Below are 19,600 nucleotides of genomic sequence, written 5' to 3' on the forward strand. Positions count from 1 at the left end.
CTCGCTTATTCCTCGGCCAGGTCGGAGACCACGACGAGCACGATCGACCGCCTGCTGCTATTGCCGACCGTGGTGGTCAGATAAAGCAGGTAGTACTCGTCGGGCACCGACTGTGCCACCGTAATCGGTATCGCGACCTTGGCCGAACCCCGGTCTGAGAACCGCCCGGACTTGGCTGCGGCGGTGATCCCGTCGTGGGAGCCCACGCCGGTAATGGTGTAGTCGCCGGCGCCATCGATCATCCGTTGCGCATCGAGGGTCACGGTGCCGTTACCACCCGGCGCGATGGTGACGATGGGTTGCGAAACATTCACGGTGACAGCCGAACTGCCCGTCCCGAACGATGGCGGCGCGGACGACTCCGCGGCGCCCCAGTCCTTGTTCGGCCGGCCGGAAAGCACATAACTCAGGTCGCCACCGGTTCGGATGATCGACTCCGGAAGAAACGTGTGATCGGTGGGCCGGCCGTCGACGCTCAGCGACTTTATGTACTTCATCCGAATGGGCGCAGAAGCACCCGGCGCGGATATCCGGATGGATCGGCCAGCCGGGAGCGTGATGACGGCGCGCTCGAAAAGCGGTGTGCTGACCGACAATATCGATGTGCCCGGGATGATCGGATACATGCCGAGGGCGGCCCAGACGTACCAGCTGGACAGCGCGCCGAGGTCATCGTTGCCCGGCTCGCCGTCCGGGTAAGGGCCGAATAACCCTCGCACCCGGTCGACGGTGCGCTGAGTTTTCCACGGTTGACCGAGGTAGTTGTACAGCCACGGCACGCCGAACCCCGGCTCGTTGCCGGCCCAAAGATAGGGTTCGTTGGGACCCACGTTCAGCTTCTTGGTGAATCGGTCCAGCCGCTCGGCGGCTGCGGCGCGGCCACCGAGAGCGGTCACCAGACCGGCGACGTTATGCGGCACCCACCACACGTACTGTTCGGCGTTGCCCTCGTCGTATCCGTCCTGACCGAAACCGAAGGGGGACTTGGTGAAACCCGGACCGTTGCGAAAGAACCCGGTCAAGCTGCGCGGTGAGATGTAACCGGTGCTGGGATTGAACAGGTTCTGCCAGTACTGTGCGCGGTTTTGGAATTCGGCGGCGATTGCGCTCTCGCCGAGCGACTCGGCGAACCGGGAGATGGCGAAGTCGTCGGCTGACCATTCCAGCGTGATCGATGCACCCGCGATCCGGCCGCCAGTGCGAAACTCCTCGGTCTGCGGGGCGTAGCCGAGCTGCAAATAGGTTGCGACACCCGGCCTTTCCACATAGCCGTTGAGCCCGACACCGCCGCGGGTGGCCCCGTCGACCATGTATCGCAGTGCCGTTTTGACATCGAAATCCGTTGCGCCGAAGGTGTACATATTCGCGATGAGCGGCACTACATTGTCGCCGCTCATCTCGCCGGTGGCCGAATTCGCGAGGGCCCAGCGGGGATACGAGCCGCTCTGCTCCGCATCGTTGACCAATGATTGGGCCATATCACCGGCCTGCCGGGGAAACAGCAATCCCTGTAAGGCCGCGAGACCCCGATAGGTGTCCCAGTCGGAGAAGTTGGCGTACTGAGTGCGTCCCTGCGCCACGGTATGGACGGCGCCGTCGAACCCGATGTAGCGCCCGTCGGCATCGTTGAATGTGTTGGGGTGCAGCAAGGATCGGTACAGACTGCTGTAGAAGGTCTCCAGCTGGTTGCGGTCGCGGCCGGCCACCGCGATGTGCGACAGTGCCGTGTTCCATTCGTTGGTTGCGGCGGTACGGACCTCGTCGAAAGTCGTTCCGCCCTCGGCCGTCAGATTCGCCCGGGCCCCCTCGACACTCACGTAGGAGATCGCGGTCCGCACCTCGAGTACCGAGCCGGCCGGGAATTCCACATATGCCCCGCTGCGACGCGAATTGACGCTGTTGGCACCGGCATACACCGCTTGACCGTCCCAGGCGCCGTAAGACGTGAACGGCATGCTGAACTTCATCGCGAAGTACACCGTGTAGGTGTTGTTCTTGCCGCAGAAGCGGCCGCTGGTCGCCGATCCGGTGATTGTAGTGTCGTCGACAATTTGCAGGCTTGCCGCCGAATTGCCCGCCAGCGAAGCGCCGGAACGCACGTGCAACAGCGCGGGCCGGCCGTTATGCGGGTAGCTGAACCGGCCCACACCGGTGCGGGTGGTAGCGGTGAGTTCGGCGAGCACTCCGGTGCCCGGAAACCGCACCGTGTAGTAGCCGGGCACGCCGCGCTCATTGTGTTTATGGGAAATCCGTTCCCAGGCCATCCAGGGATAGGCGCCGATGGGCGTGGTGGTCGGCAGCATGGAAATGTCGCCGAAAGCCGCGCAACCCACCGAGGCGTGGGTCATGCTGAATCCGGTCGAGTGGGGATTGTCGTGGTCGTATCCGGCGTAATCGTCGACGGTGTCCGGCGAGTATTGCACCATCCCGAACGGCACCGAGGGGCCCGGGAAATTGTTGATTTCTCCTACCGTCTCACCACCGGTACCGGTGCCGTTGAGCGTGTCGACATATTCCACTGGATTGGTAACCAGCCCGGGCTCACCGTCATAGGTGATGGGCGAAAGCGCGGCCACGAACGCCACGAAAAGCACTCCCGCTCCCATCAGCGCGATGAGTGCACGTCGTGACCGCATAGCTTCTCTTACTGCAAGGCGCCTCTTCTCGCGGGTCTTTTGCGGATCTAATCAGTCAGATCGTTAACTTGGCCGAAATGCGTCCATCTCTTGTAGCGGCCGTTAGGGGGCCATTTCGGCTAGTCTCAGTCCGACGTTGCCGGTCGCAGGTACCGGCCCATTTCTCGGGAGATGCGAATACATGAAGAACTTCACTGCCGCAATCGCGACCGTGGCGTTGGGCCTGGCGCTGGTTGGTTGCGGCTCTGACAACAAGAGCAACACCAAGACGTCGACGTCCACGAGCACGTCGACGTCCACCTCGACCTCGACGTCGACCACCACGTCAACCAGCACGGCCCCGGGTCAGCAGGCCAACAAGACCATCGCCGACTACATCATCGAGAACCACATCACCGAGACCCCCGTTCACCACGGCGACCCGGGCTCCCCGACCATCAATCTGCCGGTGCCCGAGGGATGGACGCTGATCCCCGAGGGCTCTGGCGCCCCATATGGCGGCATCGTTTACAGCAAGCCCACCGACCCCAACGACCCGCCGACGATCGTGGCCCTGGTCTCCAAGCTCACCGGTGACGTCGACCCGGCCAAGATCATCCAATACGCTCCCGGTGAGCTGAAGAACCTGCCCGCCTACGAGGGCAGCGGCGACGGCAGCGCATCCACGCTCGGCGGCTTCCAGGCCTGGCAGCTCGGTGGCTCTTACACCAAGAACGGCAAGAAGCGCGCGGTCGCGCAGAAGACGGTCGTGATCACCAGCCCGAACGGCTTGTTCGTGCTGCAGCTCGACGCCGACTCGCTGGACAGCGAGCAGGCGGTCTTGATGGACGCCACCAACGTCATCGACGACCAGACCACCATCGCGCCCTAAGTCCGTAACCGCCGGCAGCGCCGCGGAGCCGATCCCGCTCCGCGGCGCTGCCGATTGGCCTTACGGTGTCTTACGGTGTTGTCATGACAGAACAGTCGTATGCGGTAGACGTCGGGCATCCACCCTCTGCCCTCCTTCGTGTGATCAACCCGGTCCTGGGCTTCCTGCTGGGCACACCCCTGGCCGGGCCGCTGCGCAAGCAGCTGATGGTGCTGAAATTCACGGGGCGAAAGTCGGGCCGCGAGTTTTCAATTCCCTTGAGCGCTCACGTTATTGACCGCGATCTCTATGCGCTGACCGGCGCGGTGTGGAAGGCCAACTTCCGCGGCGGCGGGGACGCACAAGTCGTCTACGACGGCAAGACGTCGCCGATGCGCGGTGAACTCATCACCGACCGCGCTGTCCTTCCCGATCTGTACCTGCGGTGTGCGCAGTCCTATGACGTCAAGCACGCTCAGCGCATGATGGGGCTGAAATTCCGCGAAAACCGTACGCCGACGCGCGACGAGTTCGCCGAGGCGATCGAGCGGCTGAAACTGGCGGCGGTGCGATTGACTGCGGCGAAGTAGCGGTCGCGATCATCACAACTTCATTGCGCGCCGGCATGGCGTATCTGCTAGTCGCGGTCACCATTGCCGGCCTGCTCGTGGCATGTTCGCGCGGGCCGGCCGACCGGACCTCCTACGTGGGCGCGCCATGTCCGGCGCCGAACTTCCCGGGCATGCCGCAAGCCGACTTGGGTCCCGATTACAGCTGCGGTTATCTGACGGTGCCAGAGAACCGGGACAACCCCAAGAGCCGCACCATCAGAATCCTGGTCGCCCGGGTGAGGGCGGCCAGCGCTACACCTAAGCCCGACCCCATCGTCTTCTTGGCCGGCGGTCCCGGGGGTGCGGGCACCCTCAGTGCCCCTGGCGTGGTGGCCGGCGGCATGAACACCGATCGCGACGTCATCTTCGTCAACCAGCGCGGCACGGTACACAGCGATCCGCACCTGAGTTGCCCGGAAATGGACGACTTCACCGCGCGCGCAGTGAATTTGGTGTTCGAGTCCGCGTCGACCGCGGATCTGGACGCGGCTGCCGTCGCCGCCTGCCGGAATCGTCTGGCCCCCAGCGGCGTCGATTTCGCGGCCTACAGCACCCGGGAGAATGCGGCCGATATCGCCGATCTGCGGGTGAAATTGGGCATCGATCAATGGAACGTCTACGGCGTCTCCTACGGCACCGACCTGGCCCTGCAGCTGCTGCGCGACCATCCCAAGGGCATCCGGTCGATGGTCCTGGATTCGGTGGTGCCACCCCAGATGAACCTTGTCGATCATTGGTGGGAGGCTCCCGCGAGCGGCCTGGCGGGGATATTTCAGGCGTGTGCCGACCAGCCGCCCTGCGCGGCCGCCTTTCCCAACCTGGCGACGGTTTTCCTCGATACCGTCAACAAGTTGAGCCAGACGCCGCTGCAGGTCACCACCACCGGCCCGGCCGGTGACGCGGTGCAGGTCACTATTGACGGCTCCAAGGTGGTGCCGCTGGTGCTCGACTGGAGCGCCGATCCCGCCAAGGTCGTCGACATTCCGCGAATGATCTTCGCGCTGTCCAAAGGGGACGGCAGTCTGGCCGGCGCGGGGATCGCCGCCGGTGTCCCGCCTGCGCCACAGCGCGGGCTGTTGGGTGCCGGCCTGGCGTTGGGCGCGTACTGCCAGGAGATGGCGAACTGGACCACGCCGGATCAGGCCCTGGCTCAGGCCCGGTTGGCGATGCCCGGGCTGCCCGATTCGGTGCTGCGGGTCACCCCGACCGGCGGCTGGATCTTCCGCGAGTGCGAGGCGTGGAAACTCGGCAGATCAGACACCGCCGACACCCTTCCGGCGCTGAGCAAGGTTCCGACCCTGATCCTTTCGGGCTCATTCGACTCCAGCACCGCCCCGCAGTGGGTCAGGGAGATCACGCCCGGGCTCAGCAACGCCGTGGCGTTGCGGGTCCCGGGGGTGGGCCACGGAGTGTTGCCGACGTCCACCTGCGCCCAGACCATCATGACGGCCTACCTCAACAACCCTGGTCGCGACGTCGATCAGTCCTGTCTCGCGTACACCAACATGCCGAAGTTCAGCGTTCCCTGAGCACCGGGCCGTGATGAACGACGTTTCACCAATTCCGCTTCGCCCTGCCGAAACCCGTTCAGCAACAACGCCTTTCACCTGGTTCGCCGCGCTGTACCAGCGGGCGCGCATCTGGACGATCGGCTCGGACCCGGGACTGCTGCGGCTGCGGATGGCCAGTCGCACGACGGCCGCGCTGGCCTGCTCGATGCTGGCGCTGTACTTGTTGACCCGGGCGACCGGGCAGCCGCTGACCGTTGCGCTGCTCGGCGTCGTCATCACGATGATCGCCGCACGTTCGGTCACCGAACCCGACCCTCGTCAGCAACGGATAACGATGGCGCTGCTGCCGGTGCCGGCCGCGCTTTCCATCACCGCCGCGGCGCTGCTGGCCCCCCACCAAATCGCCGCCGACCTCGTGTTCGTGGTCATCGTGTTCGTCGCGGTGTATATCCGCCGTTTCGATGCCCGCGGCCGGGCGCTGGGCATGGTCGCCTTCATGGCCTACTTCTTCACCCTGTACCTGCGGGCCGGCCCGGCCGAGCTCCCGTGGATGATCGGCGCGGTGCTGGTGGGCACGCTGTGCACCTTCGTGATGAGCACCTACGTGCTGCCCGATCGGCCAGAACGCGTGCTGCGGGCCACAATTCGCTCACTGCGGGCGCGAATGGCCATCGGCGTCGACACCACCGCCGACGCGATCCGGGCCGGGCATCTTGACCATCGGCGGCGTCGGCGCATGCACACGCGGATCGCCCGGCTCAACGCGACCGCGCTGATGGTGCAAAGCCAGATCGAGGACAAGTACAACCCGGCCACGCTGTGGCCCGGGGTTAGCGGCGAGCATCTGGCGCCGTGGTTGTTCGACGCCGAACTCGCCGTCGAATGGGTGGCGATCGCCGGACAGCGGGTTGCATTGAACGGCGCGCGAATTCCGGCGGACACGCGCGCCGAACTGGCCGGCGCCCTCACCCAGTTGGCCTGGGCCATCCGGTTACCCGAACCCCGGGGCCTGCGCGCGGCCGCCGGCCGAGCGCAAGGAATCCTGGACACTCAGCCCAGTCCGGCCTCAGCGGCTCAACACGACGAAAGCACCCTCATTCGCCGCCTCGCCCTGGCGATCGTCGCGGCGGCCAATGCCACCGCCGAAGTCCGGGCCCTAGTCGAGCACGCCGAGCACGCCGGACACGGCGAACCGGGTGAGCTAGATGAGCCAGGTGAGCCCGCTGAGCCCGCGTCAGAACCGCATCCTGCGGACTCCGATGGTCAATCCCCCAGCGGGTTGTTGCCGACGACACGGCAGGCCATCCAGGTTTCCATCGCCGCCGCACTTGCGATCATCACCGGCGAGTTGGTGTCGCCGGCACGCTGGTATTGGGCGGTGATCGCGGCGTTCGTCATCTTCGCCGGCACCAACTCGTGGGGCGAAACCCTGACCAAGGGCTGGCAGCGTCTGCTCGGCACGGTGCTGGGCGTACCCAGCGGCATGCTCATCGCCACACTGGTGGCCGGCAACAAGGTCGAGTCGCTGGTGCTGATCTTCGTATGCCTGTTCTGCGCTTTCTATTTCATGAAGGTCACCTACAGCCTGATGACCTTCTGGATCACCACCATGCTGGCGCTGTTGTACGGGCTACTGGGCAAGTTCAGCTTCGGGGTGCTGATGCTGCGCATCGAAGAGACCGCGATCGGTGCCGTCATCGGTGTCACCGTCGCAATCCTGGTGTTGCCCACCAACATTCGAACGACCATCCGCAACGACACCCGGGCCTTCCTGACGTCGTTGTCCGCTCTCATCCAGGCGTCGGTCGCGACCATGTTCGACGACGACGAGACCATGAGCCCTACCGAGCAGGCCCGTCAGCTCGACCGGGATATGCAGAAGTTCCGGGAAACCGCCAAGCCGCTGTTGGCCGGGGTGGCCGGCTTCGCCGGCCGGCGCAACATTCAAAAAAGCTTGCGGCTGTTCACCGCCTGCGACCGCTACGGGCGAAATCTGGCTCGCCGCAGCGAGCAGTACCACGACCCGCACTGCTCGGACGAGTTGTCCGACGCCGTCACCACCGCGGCGAACCAGATTCAGCGCAACATCGAAGCGCTGGTTGCCGCGCTCGAGGGAGCCCGCGAGGTGACCATCGTCGGGGCGTCGGACTCCCTGGACACCGCCGAGGCCCTGACCAGGCAGCAGGACGACCCGTCGGGTCGGGCCGAGCTGGAGGACAATGCCCGACGGCTGCTCAGCGCCTTGCACTCGCTGCGCCGCATCGAACGGGCCGTCGTCACCGCGGCCACCCATTTGGGCGCCGACGCTGGACTCAAACTGCCAAGCTCGGTTGCGGGACGTCCCTGATAGCGGTGACGCGGATGCGGGCGCCGTCGCGCGGCACCTGAATGACGTGCTTGAGCTTGGGCCGCTCGCCAGGGCCGGTGGTCGTGTCTAACTCGGCGCGGCGCAACACTTCTCGGAGCACTACCCGCATCTCGGTCATCGCGAACGTGGCGCCCAGGCAGCGCCGGTTGCCGCCGCCGAACGGCAACCAGGTGGTCGGCGTGAGCGTGGCACCGAGCATGCGATCCGGGTCGAACCGATCCGCATCGGCGTATATCGAGTCGCTCGCGTGGACCAGCGCTATCGACGGGACGACCATCGCGCCGGCCGGCAGCAGGTAACCGGCCACCTCGACCGGCTCGGTCAGCAACCGTCCCACGTCCGACACCACCGGACGGACCCGCAGCGTCTCCTTGGCCACCGCGTCGAGGAACTCGTCGCCGGCGGGGGCGCCTGCCCGGGCGGCGCGCACCGCCTTGGCCAGGACGGCCGGATGACGGGTGAGCCGCTCCAGCGCCCAGGACAGCGCGGTCGCCGTGGTGTCGTGACCGGCCACCAGCAGCGTCATCAGCTGGTCCCGCAGTTCCCGATCGGTCATCGTGTCCCCGGCGCGCACCAGCATGGCCAGGGTGTCGGTGCGTGTCTCCAGGTCGGGATCTGCTCGCCGGTCGGCGATTTCGGCGTAAAGCAGCCGGTCGGCTTCCTGAATTCGCCGCCGCAGCCCCCGCCACGGCCGCTGTCCGATCAGTTCCGGGTTGGCGATCGCGAGGGTCTCCCACACTCCCACGCGGAGTAGCCGCGGCATCACCGCGCGCAGCGCGGCCAGCCGCGCGGGGTCGGTGGCACCGATGACCGTCCGCAAGATCACCTCGAGGGTGATCTCAGCCATTTTGGGCGCCACCGCGAACGGTTCGCCCACCGGCCACACGGCGATATTGGCCGCGGCGATCTCGGCCATCAGGCCGGCCTGGCGTGCCACGGCGTCGCGGTGGAACGGCGGCATCATCAGCCGGCGACGGTCCCGGTGCACATCGTCGTCGACCACCAGCAGCGAACTGTCGCCTAACATCCCGCGCAACATCGAGTTCGCTTCGCCGGCATGAAAAATCGCCGGGTCGCCGGCGAACACCGTCTTGATGTGGGCCGGATTGGCCAGGTACACCAGGGCGCCCAGCGAGGTGATGCGCAACGTGAAGACGTCGCCGTAGCGGCGATGGCAGGCGGCAATGAAATGCGGTCCATGGCCGAACATGAACGCCGCCTGCATCCATCGCGGGAGCCGGCGTCCGGGTGGCAGCCGAGGAGATGTGTCGTCGGCGGGCGCGGCGCTTTCTGGCATCAGCGCCATTCTACGGCCGGCGTTGCGACGGGCCCTAGCGTGCCGGCTCCACCAGCGAAACCTGTTCTGCTGCACCTAATCTGCCGACTTCGATGGTTGGCAGTTGGCCATCGGCGGCCGCCACGGCGAATATGGTCGCCGCGGTGTAGAAGGCGCCGTCACTCAGCAAGCCTCGACTGGCCAATTCGATGCGGTCCACCGGGGCGCGCCACCGGGCACTGAACAGGGTTTTCAGCAGCGTCGGGTCCGGCCGGCGCAGATTGAGATGCGGCTTCTGGCGCGCCAGGGTGTCGCGCATCGCCAGGGCCTGGGCCGTCATCGCCCGCCATTTCGGCAGCCTCGGGTCTTCGCGCAGCAGCTCGAGGTAGTGCTGTTCGGCTGGCAGGGATCGGGCGAAGAACAGCGTGCGGGTGATCACGCGCGCCGAGACGGCGGCCGGGTCGTGGCGCAGGCTTTCGTTCTCCGCCGGCGTGAGCCAGTGCGACCTGACCGGCTCGGGAAAGCCGGACTCGTCGATGACGCCCTTGGCCAGCGCGTAACGGTGGGCCACCGCTTCCAGCGCATCCCGGTAGCCGACGGCCGGCGTTTCGGCGACGGCACGATTCGCGCGTTCCCGCACACTGCCGGGCTGGTCAGGATGGGTCAGCGTCCAGTACCACGCCGCGACCTGCTCCAGGGCGGGCAGGTAGGCCCACCGGTCGGTCGCGCACACGCTCAGCAGCGAGAGCACCTCGGCGTCGGTGACCTCGACAACCGACGGGTCGCCGTCGCCGGCCGCGACCGAGACGGGCGTCGGTGGCGCCCACCGCTGCCGCCAGCGCTCCGACCATGCGGTGGGCGGCGGTCCCGGCCGCACAGCGGCCGACTTCGGCTCGCTGGCGAGCCGACGCAGCGCGAGGACGGCATCGGCATGTTTGATGTCCACCCGCAACGATCGCAATTGCCTTGCCAGAACTTGGTTTTCGCGCACGCCAACCGCATCCAGCAGCCGGTTCCAGGTGCGCATGGTGAAGGGGGTGCTGCGCGCTGTTTCGATGAGCTGGTTCGCCAATGAATCCGGCAGCAAACCGGATTCGACGGCCCGTGCCACGGTGTGACGGATGTTGACCAGCGCATCGACGAAGACCGGATAACCGTCGTCGGGATCGCCGTGCACCATCCCCACCTCATCGTCGGCTTCCAGAAGGCCGTCCCGGTACCCCTCGAAGACCCAGCCGTAACCTTCCATGCCGAACGGGTGGAGTTCGGCAGCGCGCAGCGCCCCCATGCTGGAGGACCCGACCACCCGGACGCCGTCGTCCATCAGGGTCAGCAGCTCTTTGTGCCGAACCGAGGCCTGCTGGTAGAACAGCCCGTCGACGATGAGCAGCGTGTCGCCCGCACCCAATCCGTAGCGGAACGCGTCACCGAACGCAATCGGTTGTACCACTTCGGCATTGGGCACCACAGCGTGAATCTCGTCGGCACCGATGGTGGGTCCGGCGGTGACGACGATTCTTCGCGGAGTCGTCAGTGCAGGTGTCATTCCGACTCCTCGAGCGGGGTCCGGATGGGCGATGAGTCGGTGGCCTCCAGTCCCGGGGCGATGACTTTCACGACCGGAACGCTGCTGTCGGCGATGTCGCACACGACCGCCAGCGGTTCGGTGCCACTGCGTTGCGCCACCGCCGTGGCCGCCGAGGCGACCAGTTCCGAGAGCGAGTCGGTTTTGCGGCTGTGCCACCGGATCGGCTCGGCGCGGGGCATCGATCTTATGGTTTGGCCGGCCGGGGCGAAGTTGTGCACCTTGGCGAAGCGCTGGTAAATCGCCGACGGCAGGTCCTCACGGGCTCCGCTGATTGCGGTAAGCCGCGACTGCGCGGCTTCGGTGATGGCCCGCGACAACGCTACGTTGGGGTCGTGGTGTAATCCGAAGCCGCAGAACGGAATTTCGGTCATCGGTGAGACCAGGTCGGCCGCAAAGCAGTGATAGCCGTCCCAGGTGTCGATTCGCGCCAGGTACAGTTCACTTCCGGCTTGGTAGATCATCTCGACCAGACCGGCGGAATCGGAGCCGGCGACATCGTCGATGGGCACCTCGAACATGGTCGAGCCCGCAACGCCCTTGGCCAGGCTGTGCCGTTCCATGAGCTCGTACAGCGCGTGCAGGGTGGCCTCGTGATAACTGTTGCCCGAGGCCAATCCGTTGGTGTCCATGGCGAACATCGGCGCGGCCCAGCAATCGCTGATTGCCACGGTCACCGCGACGGCGCCCCACGGGACCCAGGTTCGACGGCCGGTCAGCAACGTCGTGGCGATCATCCAGTCCAGCTTCGCGTCGGGGTGGTAAAGGCCGCCGTAGGGCCGGCGCAGCTGCGCGGGATCGTAGGTCAGGTCTGCGGCGAGTTCGGTTGCCGCCGTGTGGAATAGGTCCGGGGTGACGTTCTCGACGTGCCAAGTCTCCAGGGATTCCATCACCGCCGAGACTTGAGCAGCGCGGTAGGTGCGGGCCTTGCCCTGGCTCACCGACAACGTCACCGAGGCGGGCCGCACGGCCTGGACGGTGGGAATGCCGATCTCGTCCAGCCAGGTCAGATCGGCGACCCGGGTGATGCCGGCGGTTTCGAGCAGGGGTTGCACGGCCAGCCAGGTTTCATCGGGGCTGACGACGCGGTACGTCCCGTCCCGGTGCCCGATCGTCGTCGGGTCGCCGGACCCCAATACCCGCTTCGGCCAGTGCGACCAGTCCGGGCCAGTCAGCATGTCGACGGCTACGGCTGCCGCTTCGGACATCGTGTTACTTTCTGTGGATCGTGCTTTGACATAGCGGGGTCCCGTCTCACGGAGACGACGGGACCCACGGTGTTCGGATCAATGGTGGTGCTCACTCGATGGCGTCATCGCCGCAGAACATGAAAGAAGACGAGTGCGCGGATTCCTTCTCGCAGAACAGGAGTTCGTGTGACATGTGGTTCACCTCCTCCCTGCTTGGAGATCACCGGGGGTGTCGCGGAATCCCGTCTCGACGCGACGACGGGATTCCGCGAACGTTCAGATCGGTGGTTATCTGCTCACTCGACAACGTCGTCGCCGCAGAAAGCCAAATAGGCTCCGTACACCGTCTGCTTTTCACTGAACAGCAGCTCGTGGGACATGGTCACCTCCTCGCTTCCTTCGCATGCGGTCATGCACCGCAATGGGATTCGCCGAGATGCCGCGCATTTTCACGCAGGGCGAGCTTAAACGGGCATCTTGCCTACCTGCCATGGGCGGTTCGCCCACTGACCGGCGCCTCAGGGCGGCAGTTTGCACACGCGCCGCAACGACGGCCGGCCGTGCGGGTCCGCTCATTCGACGACGTCGTCACCGCAGAAACTCAACTGCGCTCCGTACGCCGTCGTCTTCTCGCAAAACAGCAGCTCGTGGGCCATTATCACCTCCTTATGTCGACTCGGCCGGGGTGGCTGCTCAGTCGACTACGTCGTCGCTGACGAAGCCGTAAACGCCCGCGTACACCGTCCGCATCTCGCGGACCAGCAGTTCATGGGACACGGTCATCGTGTCCATTCGGTTGGGCGGTGAGCCTAGTGAGGCGTGTCCGGCCGGGCCATGGCCGCGACGCCCAGTAACCGGCCTCAAAATGGAGGCAAATTGACCAACCAGCTGGTCAGGGGGTATTGCCGGTCGACTTGGTGAGCGCGAGTGCGATCACTATGTCGAAGTAGGTGATAAAGAGTCCCGCCCAATACGCCCACTTCATGGCTGGGTCGGGCTGGGTGGCGAAGAACATGATCAAAAAGATTGGTCCGACGATGCCGAATACGAACATCATCAGCTGAAAGCCGAGGTACCGCTTGAAGGTGGACAACTCGATCTCCCTAGTCGCTGTCGCTGCCGGTCACTCGCTGTCGCTGCCGGTCACTGGCGGTCACTGCCGCGTTTCGCCCGGGCACGTCGCTTTCCTTCGTGCATGGCCGCCACCCTGGCGACGGGGATGGTGCGTCCGTGTTCGATGAGATCGCTTGGCAGACGCTGAGGTTCGGGCATCGATTGAGCCCACGGGTCGCGTCCGCGCAGCGCATCGATGGCGGTGTGCACGGTGAAGTCGGCGGGGTTGATGCGGTCCAGGTCTGACCAATCGACGGGAAACGACACCGGTGTGCCGGGGCGTAAGCGGGGGCTGTAGGCGGCGGCGACGGTCGCGCCGCCGGCGCGGGTGGAGTCGACGAACACCTTGCCCGCGCGGTCCCCCACGATGAAAGCCGTTGTCGCCAATGATGGATCGAGTCTTTCCGCGCGCGCGGCCAGCGCGCGGGTGGCCGCCGCGACGTCGTCCACCGGCGCGTGGTCGTCGACCGGCACAAAGACGTGAATTCCCTTGGCGCCACTGGTTTTCACGGCGCCGGCAAGACCGCAGTCCGCCAGCGCCTGCCGCACCAGATATGCGACGTTGACCACCGCGGCGAAGTCGGCACCGGCGGGCGGGTCGAGGTCGAGCACGAGGTGGGTGGGCCGGTAGATGTCGTTGGCCAGGCCCAGTGTGGGGTGGTACTCGACGGCGCGCTGATTGGCCAGCCAGAGCAGCGTGCGCCTGTCGTCGCAGAGGGGGTAATGCACTTCGCGGTGGGACGCGTCTGCCCATATCGCAACCGTGCGCACCCAATCCGGGGTGTATTTCGGCACATTCTTCTGCATGAACGGTGCCCGCCCGCGCAGCACCCGCAGCACGGTGAGCGGCCGGCCTGCCAGGCCGGGCAACATCGCGTCGGCCACCGCGTCCAGGTAGTCGAGCAGATCTCGCTTGGTGGCCGCGGCATCCGGACTCAGCGGCTGATCGAGGTTGGTCAGATCGACCCCCGCGCGCTGTTCGCCGGCGCTCATCTGTTCACCCTAAGCCGTCGGGCGGGTCCTGTTGGTGCGCGACGAGGACGGCCGCTACCCGGGGCCGTGGCTTTAGGCCGTCGGGTGCATCGCGGGAGGTGCAGCGGGGATCTCATCTCGAGGGGTGACGGTGAGATCCCCGCTGTCGCTAGGTGATGTTCGCACCTGCGACGGCGAGGTTAATCAACCGTGCATCGCAGCACCATGTGCAGATCAAATCGTTATCGCACTGCGAACGCGGCGATGCGCACATCCGAGACAATCGGCGGTGTGCCCAAGATGCTGGTGGCGGGAGCTATCGCGGCGGCCGCGGTTGCGCTGACCGGCGTCCCGGTGGCCCAGGCCGATCCGCCGTTGCCCGCGCGGGCCCAATACCTCGGCGACGGTGGCGGCGCCGCGCCGTGTCAGGACGACGGATGCCGGCAGCCGCCCCAAGTGGCGCCGCCCACCCACCGGCGCGGGTTCATAGGGTGCGTACGAGGTGTCTGCGTTCCCCGTCGGCGTTGAGCACTTTGCCTAACGGGCGCTCCCCGATGCGGTCAGCACCAGCCCGGCGTAATCGCGGCGCACGACGTCGTCGCAGAACTTGCGGTAGCTACCGAATCCTCCGGCATAGGGCATGAAGATCCGCTTCTTGCCTTCGATGTTGGCGCCCAGATACCACGATGATTGCGCCTTGGGAAACAGCGTCCGCTCGGCCGCCTGCGCAACACGCGCGGTCCACTCGACGGCGGCGCCGCGGCGGGGCTCGACTTCGGTGATGCCGCCCGCTCGTGCCGCCCGCATCAGCTGGACCGCCCAGTCCACCTGCACCTCGGCATGCAACACCATGTTGGCCAGCACTGACGGGCTGCCCGGGCCGCTGAAACTGAACAGGTTCGGCAACCCGGGCACCATGACGCCGAGGAAGGTGAGCGGCCCGTCGGTCCAGATGTCGGTTAGCCGCTGACCGTCGCGGCCAACCGGGTTGATCTTGGTCAGCGCGCCGGTCAACGCATCGAAACCCGTTGCCAGCACTAGTACTTCGCAGCGATAGGTGGCTGCGCTGGTGCGCACGCCGTCGGCGGTGATGGCTTCGATCGGCTCGCGACGCAGGTTCACCAGCCGCACGTTCTCCCGGTTGAATGTCGCGTAGTAACCGGCGTCGGTGCAGATGCGCTTGGTCCCGATCGGATGGTCGACCGGTATCAAATCCGCGGCCACTGCGGGATCGGTGACGATCTCGCGGATGCGGTCCTCGGCGAACCGGCGTGCGATGTCGTTGGCGGCCAAATCACTGGTCTGGTCGGGAAAGGTCTTGGCGAACAACACACCGCCCTCGCGCCAGCGCCGCCACAGCGCCTCATCGCGTTCCGCGGGATCGGCGTCGACCGCGTTCTTGTGGTACGTGCCGTGCGGCGTTCCGGACGCCGCATATGCCGAGCGCCGCCGTCGGTCGGGATACTCCTGACGGATGCGTTGCAAATCCTCTTGGGACCACGGGTGATTGGGCATCGGGATGGTGTAGTTCGGGGACCGCTGAAATACCACCAACGACTTGGCTTGCGCAGCAAGGATCGGAATGATCTGGATACCCGATGAGCCAGTGCCGACGACCCCAATTCGCTTGTCCCGCAAGTCCGGATCGTCTCGGGGCCACGCCGCGGTGAAGTACACCTGGCCGGTGTAGTCGGACATGCCGGGAATATCGGGGCGGTTCAGTTTCGACAAACACCCGGTGGCACAAAGCAGGAACCGCGCGCGGAAAGTGTCGCCGGACGACGTGCCCACCACCCATTCCGCGCGGGCCTCGTCGAAGCGCGCCCCGACCACCTCGGTGCCGAACCGGTAGTGACGCCGCAGGTCGAACCGATCCGCGACGTGCTCCAGGTACGCCAGGATCTCGGGTTGCGCCGCGAACCGCTCCGTCCAGGTCCAGCCGGCCTGTAGCTCTTCGTCGAAAGAGTAGGAGTAGTCCACACTTTCGACGTCGCAGCGCGCGCCGGGATACCGGTTCCAATACCAGGTGCCACCCACGCCGGGGGCGGCTTCGAGGCCGACCACCGAGAAGCCCGCCTCGACCGCCCGGTGCACGGCATAGAGGCCGGCGAACCCGGCGCCGATCACGATGGTGTCGCGGGTCTCGACGGCCGGGAAGGCTTCATCCGGGGAACGCATTGTGGCCTGCACGCCGTCGTCCATGCGCACCCCTTCCTCACTGCGAACCGTACTGCAGTGCCGATCGAGCCGGGGGGGTTCACCGGCGCCGCGGATGGCGCCCGCGTCGATCGTTGTATTCGCGTGTCCTAACGTAGCGGTCTGTGGGTGCCTTGGAGGGACGGGTCGCGTTGATCACCGGGGGGGCTCGGGGGCAGGGGCGCGCGCATGCGCTGGCTTTGGCCGCCGAAGGGGCGGATATCGTCGCGGCCGATGCGCCGGGTTCCATGTCGGACCTGACCTACCCGCTGGGCACCGAGGACGACCTGCACGACACCGCCAAACTCGTCGAGGAGCTGGGCCGGCGCTGCGTGCCTATGGCGGTTGACGTGCGCGACTCGGCTCAGGTGGACGCGGCGGTCGAGCAGACGGTCAAGGATCTCGGCCGGCTCGACATCGTGGTGGCCAACGCCGGCATCGTCAGCACCGGGCCGCTGGAAGGGGTCAGCGACCGCGTTTGGCAGCAACTCGTCGACACCAACCTGACCGGTGCGTTCCATACCCTGCGCGCGGCCATACCGGTGATGCGCCGGCAGCAGTACGGCCGGATCGTGGTCACTTCGTCGATGGGGGGCCGCATGGGCATCCCCGAACTCGCTGCATACAACGCCACGAAATGGGGGGTGATCGGGCTGGCCAAGTCCGTCGCCCTGGAAGTCGCCAAAGAGGGCATCACGGTCAACGTGGTCTGCCCGACCACCACGCAGACGCCGATGGTGCAGCCCCCGGGCGGTGACGATGTTCCCGACGATCTGGTGCGCCGGATGATGAAGGCCAACCCGATACCGAAACCGTGGCTGCAGCCCGAGGACGTCAGCCGCGGCGTGCTCTACCTGGTAGCCGACCCCGGCGTCATCACCGGCAGTGTGCTGGAGATCGGCCTGGGCGGCAGCGCCCGAATCCACTGAGGCAAACCATGACTGAACTCGCCGAACAGACTCGCTGGTTGGACGCCACGGAGCAGGCACGGTTGGTCGCCACCGGCGAGGTGACCGCCAGCGAATTGCTGGAGGCGGCGGTCTACCGGATCGAGGCGGCCAACCCCGCGTTGAACGCAGTCGTCATCGAGTGGTTCGAGCACGCCCGCGACATCGCGGCGGACCCCGGCCTGCCCGACGGCCCATTTCGCGGCGTGCCTTTTCTGCTCAAGGACCTCTACACCAGCTTCGCCGGGCAGACGTTGTCCAACGGCAACGCGGCGTTGAAGGCAGCGGGCAAGATCGATACCGCCGACACCACGCTGGTGGCTCGCTGCAAAGCGGCCGGGCTGGTGATCGCCGGGCGGACCAACAGCCCGGAGATGGGCAGCCTGCCGACCACCCAGCCACTGGCCTGGGGACCGACCCGCAATCCGTGGGCGCTGGACCGCACGCCGGGCGGATCCAGCGGCGGTTCCGCCGCGGCCGTCGCCGCGGGAATGGTCCCTTTTGCCAACGCCTCGGACGGCGGCGGCAGCATCCGCATTCCCGCGTCGTGCTGCGGGCTGGTGGGCCTCAAACCGAGCCAGGGTCGCATCACGCTCGGGCCGGCGCGCGCCGAGACGGGGCTGGGAGTGGAACTGTGTGTGAGCCGCAGTGTGCGTGACACCGCGGGACTGCTGGACGCCCTGCGCGGTCCGGGGGTGGGCGACAGCGTCATCGCGCCGGCGCCGCCGCGACCGTACGCCGACGAGGTGGGCGCAGCACCCGGCCGGTTGCGCATCGGGCTGCTCGACGTGCATCCGCGCGGCGAATTCCTGCATGAGGACTGCGTTTCGGCGGTACGGGCGACGGCTTCGTTGCTGGAGGGGCTGGGTCACATTGTCGAGCCGGCGTGGCCGGCGGCTCTCGCCGACACCACGCTGACCCAGAAATTCATGGCACTGTGGTGCACGCAGCTGGCGATGGCGGCGCGCGAGTACAGCCAGACCCTCGGGCGCGAGGTGACCGCCGACGACATCGAGCCGGTGAACTGGGTGCTCATCGAGCGTGCCCAGCGATTGAGCGCCATCGATTACGCGACAGCTCAGGGTGCCGTCTACGCATTCCGGCGGGCACTGCAGCAGTGGTGGGCCGACGGCTGGGACGTGCTGCTCACTCCAACGGTCACCGAACCACCGCTACTACTCAGCGAATTCGAGAACGACCCCCAGCACCCAACGGCGCCGATGCGCCGCGGCGGGCAATTCGCCGCCTTCACTCCCCCGTTCAACATGAGCGGTCAGCCGGCGATCAGCCTGCCGTTGCACCGCAACGCCGGCGGCCTGCCGGTCGGCATTCAGCTGGCCGCCGGCTACGGGCGCGAGGACATTCTCATTCGCCTTGCGGCGCAACTGGAATCGGCCCAGCCATGGTCGGCTGACCATCCGCCGATGCCGCGGATCTGAGCCCAGCGCACCAGCGCGTTCAACCTTTCTCCAGCGATTGCTCATCGCGGGGCGCACAGGATCAGTCGACTTTCGCGCCATTGCGACAGAGACAGGAGAACCGCGTTGTCGTACGTTTTCGTTTCGCCGCAGCTGATGACGGCAGCAGCCACCGACATCACCGGGATCGGCTCAGCCGTCTCCGTGGCCAACCTCGCGGCGGCCGCGGCCACCACGCAGTTGCTGCCCGCGGCCGGCGACGAAGTGTCTGCCCAGATCGCGGCGTTGTTCAGCGGCTGGGGTCAGCAATACCAAGACCTCAGCACCACCGCGGCCACCTTGAACGAACAGTTCGCCCGCACTGTCGCCCTCGGTTCGAACCTCTACGAGCTTTCCGAGGGGTTCAACAACTTCGTACTCGCCCTGCAAAATGGGCAGGACCCATTCGCCCAGCTCAACGCGCGGTACTCGGCGGTCGTCGGCGGGCGCCCACTGATCGGCAACGGCGCTAACGGCGCGCCCGGAACCGGCGCGAACGGACAGAACGGCGGGTGGTTGTTCGGCAACGGCGGCAACGGCGGCTCGGGTGCGCCCGGCCAAAACGGCGGCAACGGCGGAGCGGCCGGGTTGTTCGGGCACGGCGGCAACGGCGGAGCTGGCGGCGCGGGTGTGGCCGGCGCTCCCGGCACGAATGGCGGGCCCGGCGGCAACGGCGGGGCCGGCGGCCAAGGGGGGCTGCTATTCGGTCAAGGCGGCGCGGGCGGCATCGGTGGAAACGGCGGGACCGGCGGCATCGGCGCCGGAGTCGGCATCGGGATCAGTGGGACCGGCGGCGATGGCGGGGCCGGCGGCAACGGCGGTGCCGGCGGGGCCGGCGGCTACGGCGGCCACGCCGGCACGGGCGGCGACGGTGGGGTGGGTGGCACC

15 protein-coding genes are annotated in these 19,600 nt (G+C 66.7%); 8 read left to right on the forward strand and 7 right to left on the reverse strand.

Translation table 11 applies throughout. The features are described 5' to 3' along the window. Positions 1-5: 5 nt before the first annotated feature. Positions 6-2,636, reverse strand: coding sequence for a GH92 family glycosyl hydrolase (locus tag BST12_RS09790; protein WP_083112911.1), 2,631 nt, complete (start codon positions 2,634-2,636; stop codon positions 6-8). A gap of 181 nt (positions 2,637-2,817) precedes the next feature. Here BST12_RS09790 and lpqN point away from each other — a divergent pair, with 181 nt between their 5' ends. The 4 genes from lpqN (at position 2,818) to BST12_RS09810 (ending at position 7,955) form a co-directional block, all read left to right on the forward strand. Continuing rightward, positions 2,818-3,507, forward strand: a complete 690-nt coding sequence (gene lpqN / locus BST12_RS09795) for an envelope biogenesis lipoprotein LpqN (RefSeq protein WP_083112912.1) — start codon at positions 2,818-2,820, stop codon at positions 3,505-3,507. Positions 3,508-3,590: 83 nt separating this feature from the next. After that, complete coding sequence (locus tag BST12_RS09800) at positions 3,591-4,076, forward strand: hypothetical protein (protein WP_083112913.1); 486 nt, start codon at positions 3,591-3,593, stop codon at positions 4,074-4,076. A gap of 35 nt (positions 4,077-4,111) precedes the next feature. Beyond that, positions 4,112-5,626 (forward strand): alpha/beta fold hydrolase, encoded by a 1,515-nt coding sequence (locus BST12_RS09805; protein ID WP_083112914.1) that lies wholly within the window; start codon positions 4,112-4,114, stop codon positions 5,624-5,626. 151 nt (positions 5,627-5,777) lie between these two features. Then, positions 5,778-7,955 (forward strand): FUSC family protein, encoded by a 2,178-nt coding sequence (locus BST12_RS09810; protein WP_245850203.1) that lies wholly within the window; start codon positions 5,778-5,780, stop codon positions 7,953-7,955. On the opposite strand, the gene BST12_RS09815 is transcribed toward BST12_RS09810, so the two are convergent. From BST12_RS09815 to BST12_RS09835, 5 genes are all read right to left on the reverse strand, one after another. Then, the gene (locus tag BST12_RS09815) at positions 7,921-9,273 is read right to left on the reverse strand and encodes a cytochrome P450 (protein ID WP_083112931.1); all 1,353 of its coding nucleotides are present in this window, start codon (positions 9,271-9,273) and stop codon (positions 7,921-7,923) included. The two genes, BST12_RS09810 and BST12_RS09815, sit on opposite strands and share 35 nt — an antisense overlap. Before the next feature lie 34 nt (positions 9,274-9,307). Next, positions 9,308-10,786, reverse strand: a complete 1,479-nt coding sequence (locus BST12_RS09820) for a TfuA-like protein (protein WP_245850204.1) — start codon at positions 10,784-10,786, stop codon at positions 9,308-9,310. A gap of 8 nt (positions 10,787-10,794) precedes the next feature. Continuing rightward, positions 10,795-12,045, reverse strand: coding sequence for a YcaO-like family protein (locus BST12_RS09825; protein ID WP_245850197.1), 1,251 nt, complete (start codon positions 12,043-12,045; stop codon positions 10,795-10,797). Positions 12,046-12,919: 874 nt separating this feature from the next. After that, positions 12,920-13,120, reverse strand: a complete 201-nt coding sequence (locus BST12_RS09830) for a hypothetical protein (RefSeq protein ID WP_083112917.1) — start codon at positions 13,118-13,120, stop codon at positions 12,920-12,922. A 50-nt stretch (positions 13,121-13,170) separates the two neighbouring features. After that, positions 13,171-14,133, reverse strand: a complete 963-nt coding sequence (locus tag BST12_RS09835) for a DNA polymerase domain-containing protein (RefSeq protein WP_083112918.1) — start codon at positions 14,131-14,133, stop codon at positions 13,171-13,173. 270 nt (positions 14,134-14,403) lie between these two features. On the opposite strand from BST12_RS09835, the gene BST12_RS09840 reads away from it, so the two are divergent. Beyond that, positions 14,404-14,640, forward strand: coding sequence for a hypothetical protein (locus tag BST12_RS09840; RefSeq protein ID WP_139801577.1), 237 nt, complete (start codon positions 14,404-14,406; stop codon positions 14,638-14,640). 9 nt (positions 14,641-14,649) lie between these two features. Here BST12_RS09840 and BST12_RS09845 read toward each other — a convergent pair whose 3' ends face one another. Beyond that, positions 14,650-16,290, reverse strand: coding sequence for a flavin-containing monooxygenase (locus BST12_RS09845; protein WP_083112933.1), 1,641 nt, complete (start codon positions 16,288-16,290; stop codon positions 14,650-14,652). A 143-nt stretch (positions 16,291-16,433) separates the two neighbouring features. Here BST12_RS09845 and BST12_RS09850 point away from each other — a divergent pair, with 143 nt between their 5' ends. The 3 genes from BST12_RS09850 to BST12_RS09860 form a co-directional block, all read left to right on the forward strand. Further along, on the forward strand, positions 16,434-17,237 hold the full coding sequence (locus BST12_RS09850) for a mycofactocin-coupled SDR family oxidoreductase (RefSeq protein WP_083112920.1): 804 nt from the start codon (positions 16,434-16,436) through the stop codon (positions 17,235-17,237). A gap of 8 nt (positions 17,238-17,245) precedes the next feature. Then, complete coding sequence (locus BST12_RS09855; protein WP_083112921.1) at positions 17,246-18,694, forward strand: amidase; 1,449 nt, start codon at positions 17,246-17,248, stop codon at positions 18,692-18,694. Positions 18,695-18,799: 105 nt separating this feature from the next. Further along, the coding region (locus tag BST12_RS09860) for a PE family protein (RefSeq protein ID WP_139801578.1) at positions 18,800-19,600 on the forward strand (801 nt) is incomplete at its 3' end.

Source organism: Mycobacterium angelicum, from assembly GCF_002086155.1.
GTDB classification, from domain to species: domain Bacteria; phylum Actinomycetota; class Actinomycetes; order Mycobacteriales; family Mycobacteriaceae; genus Mycobacterium; species Mycobacterium angelicum.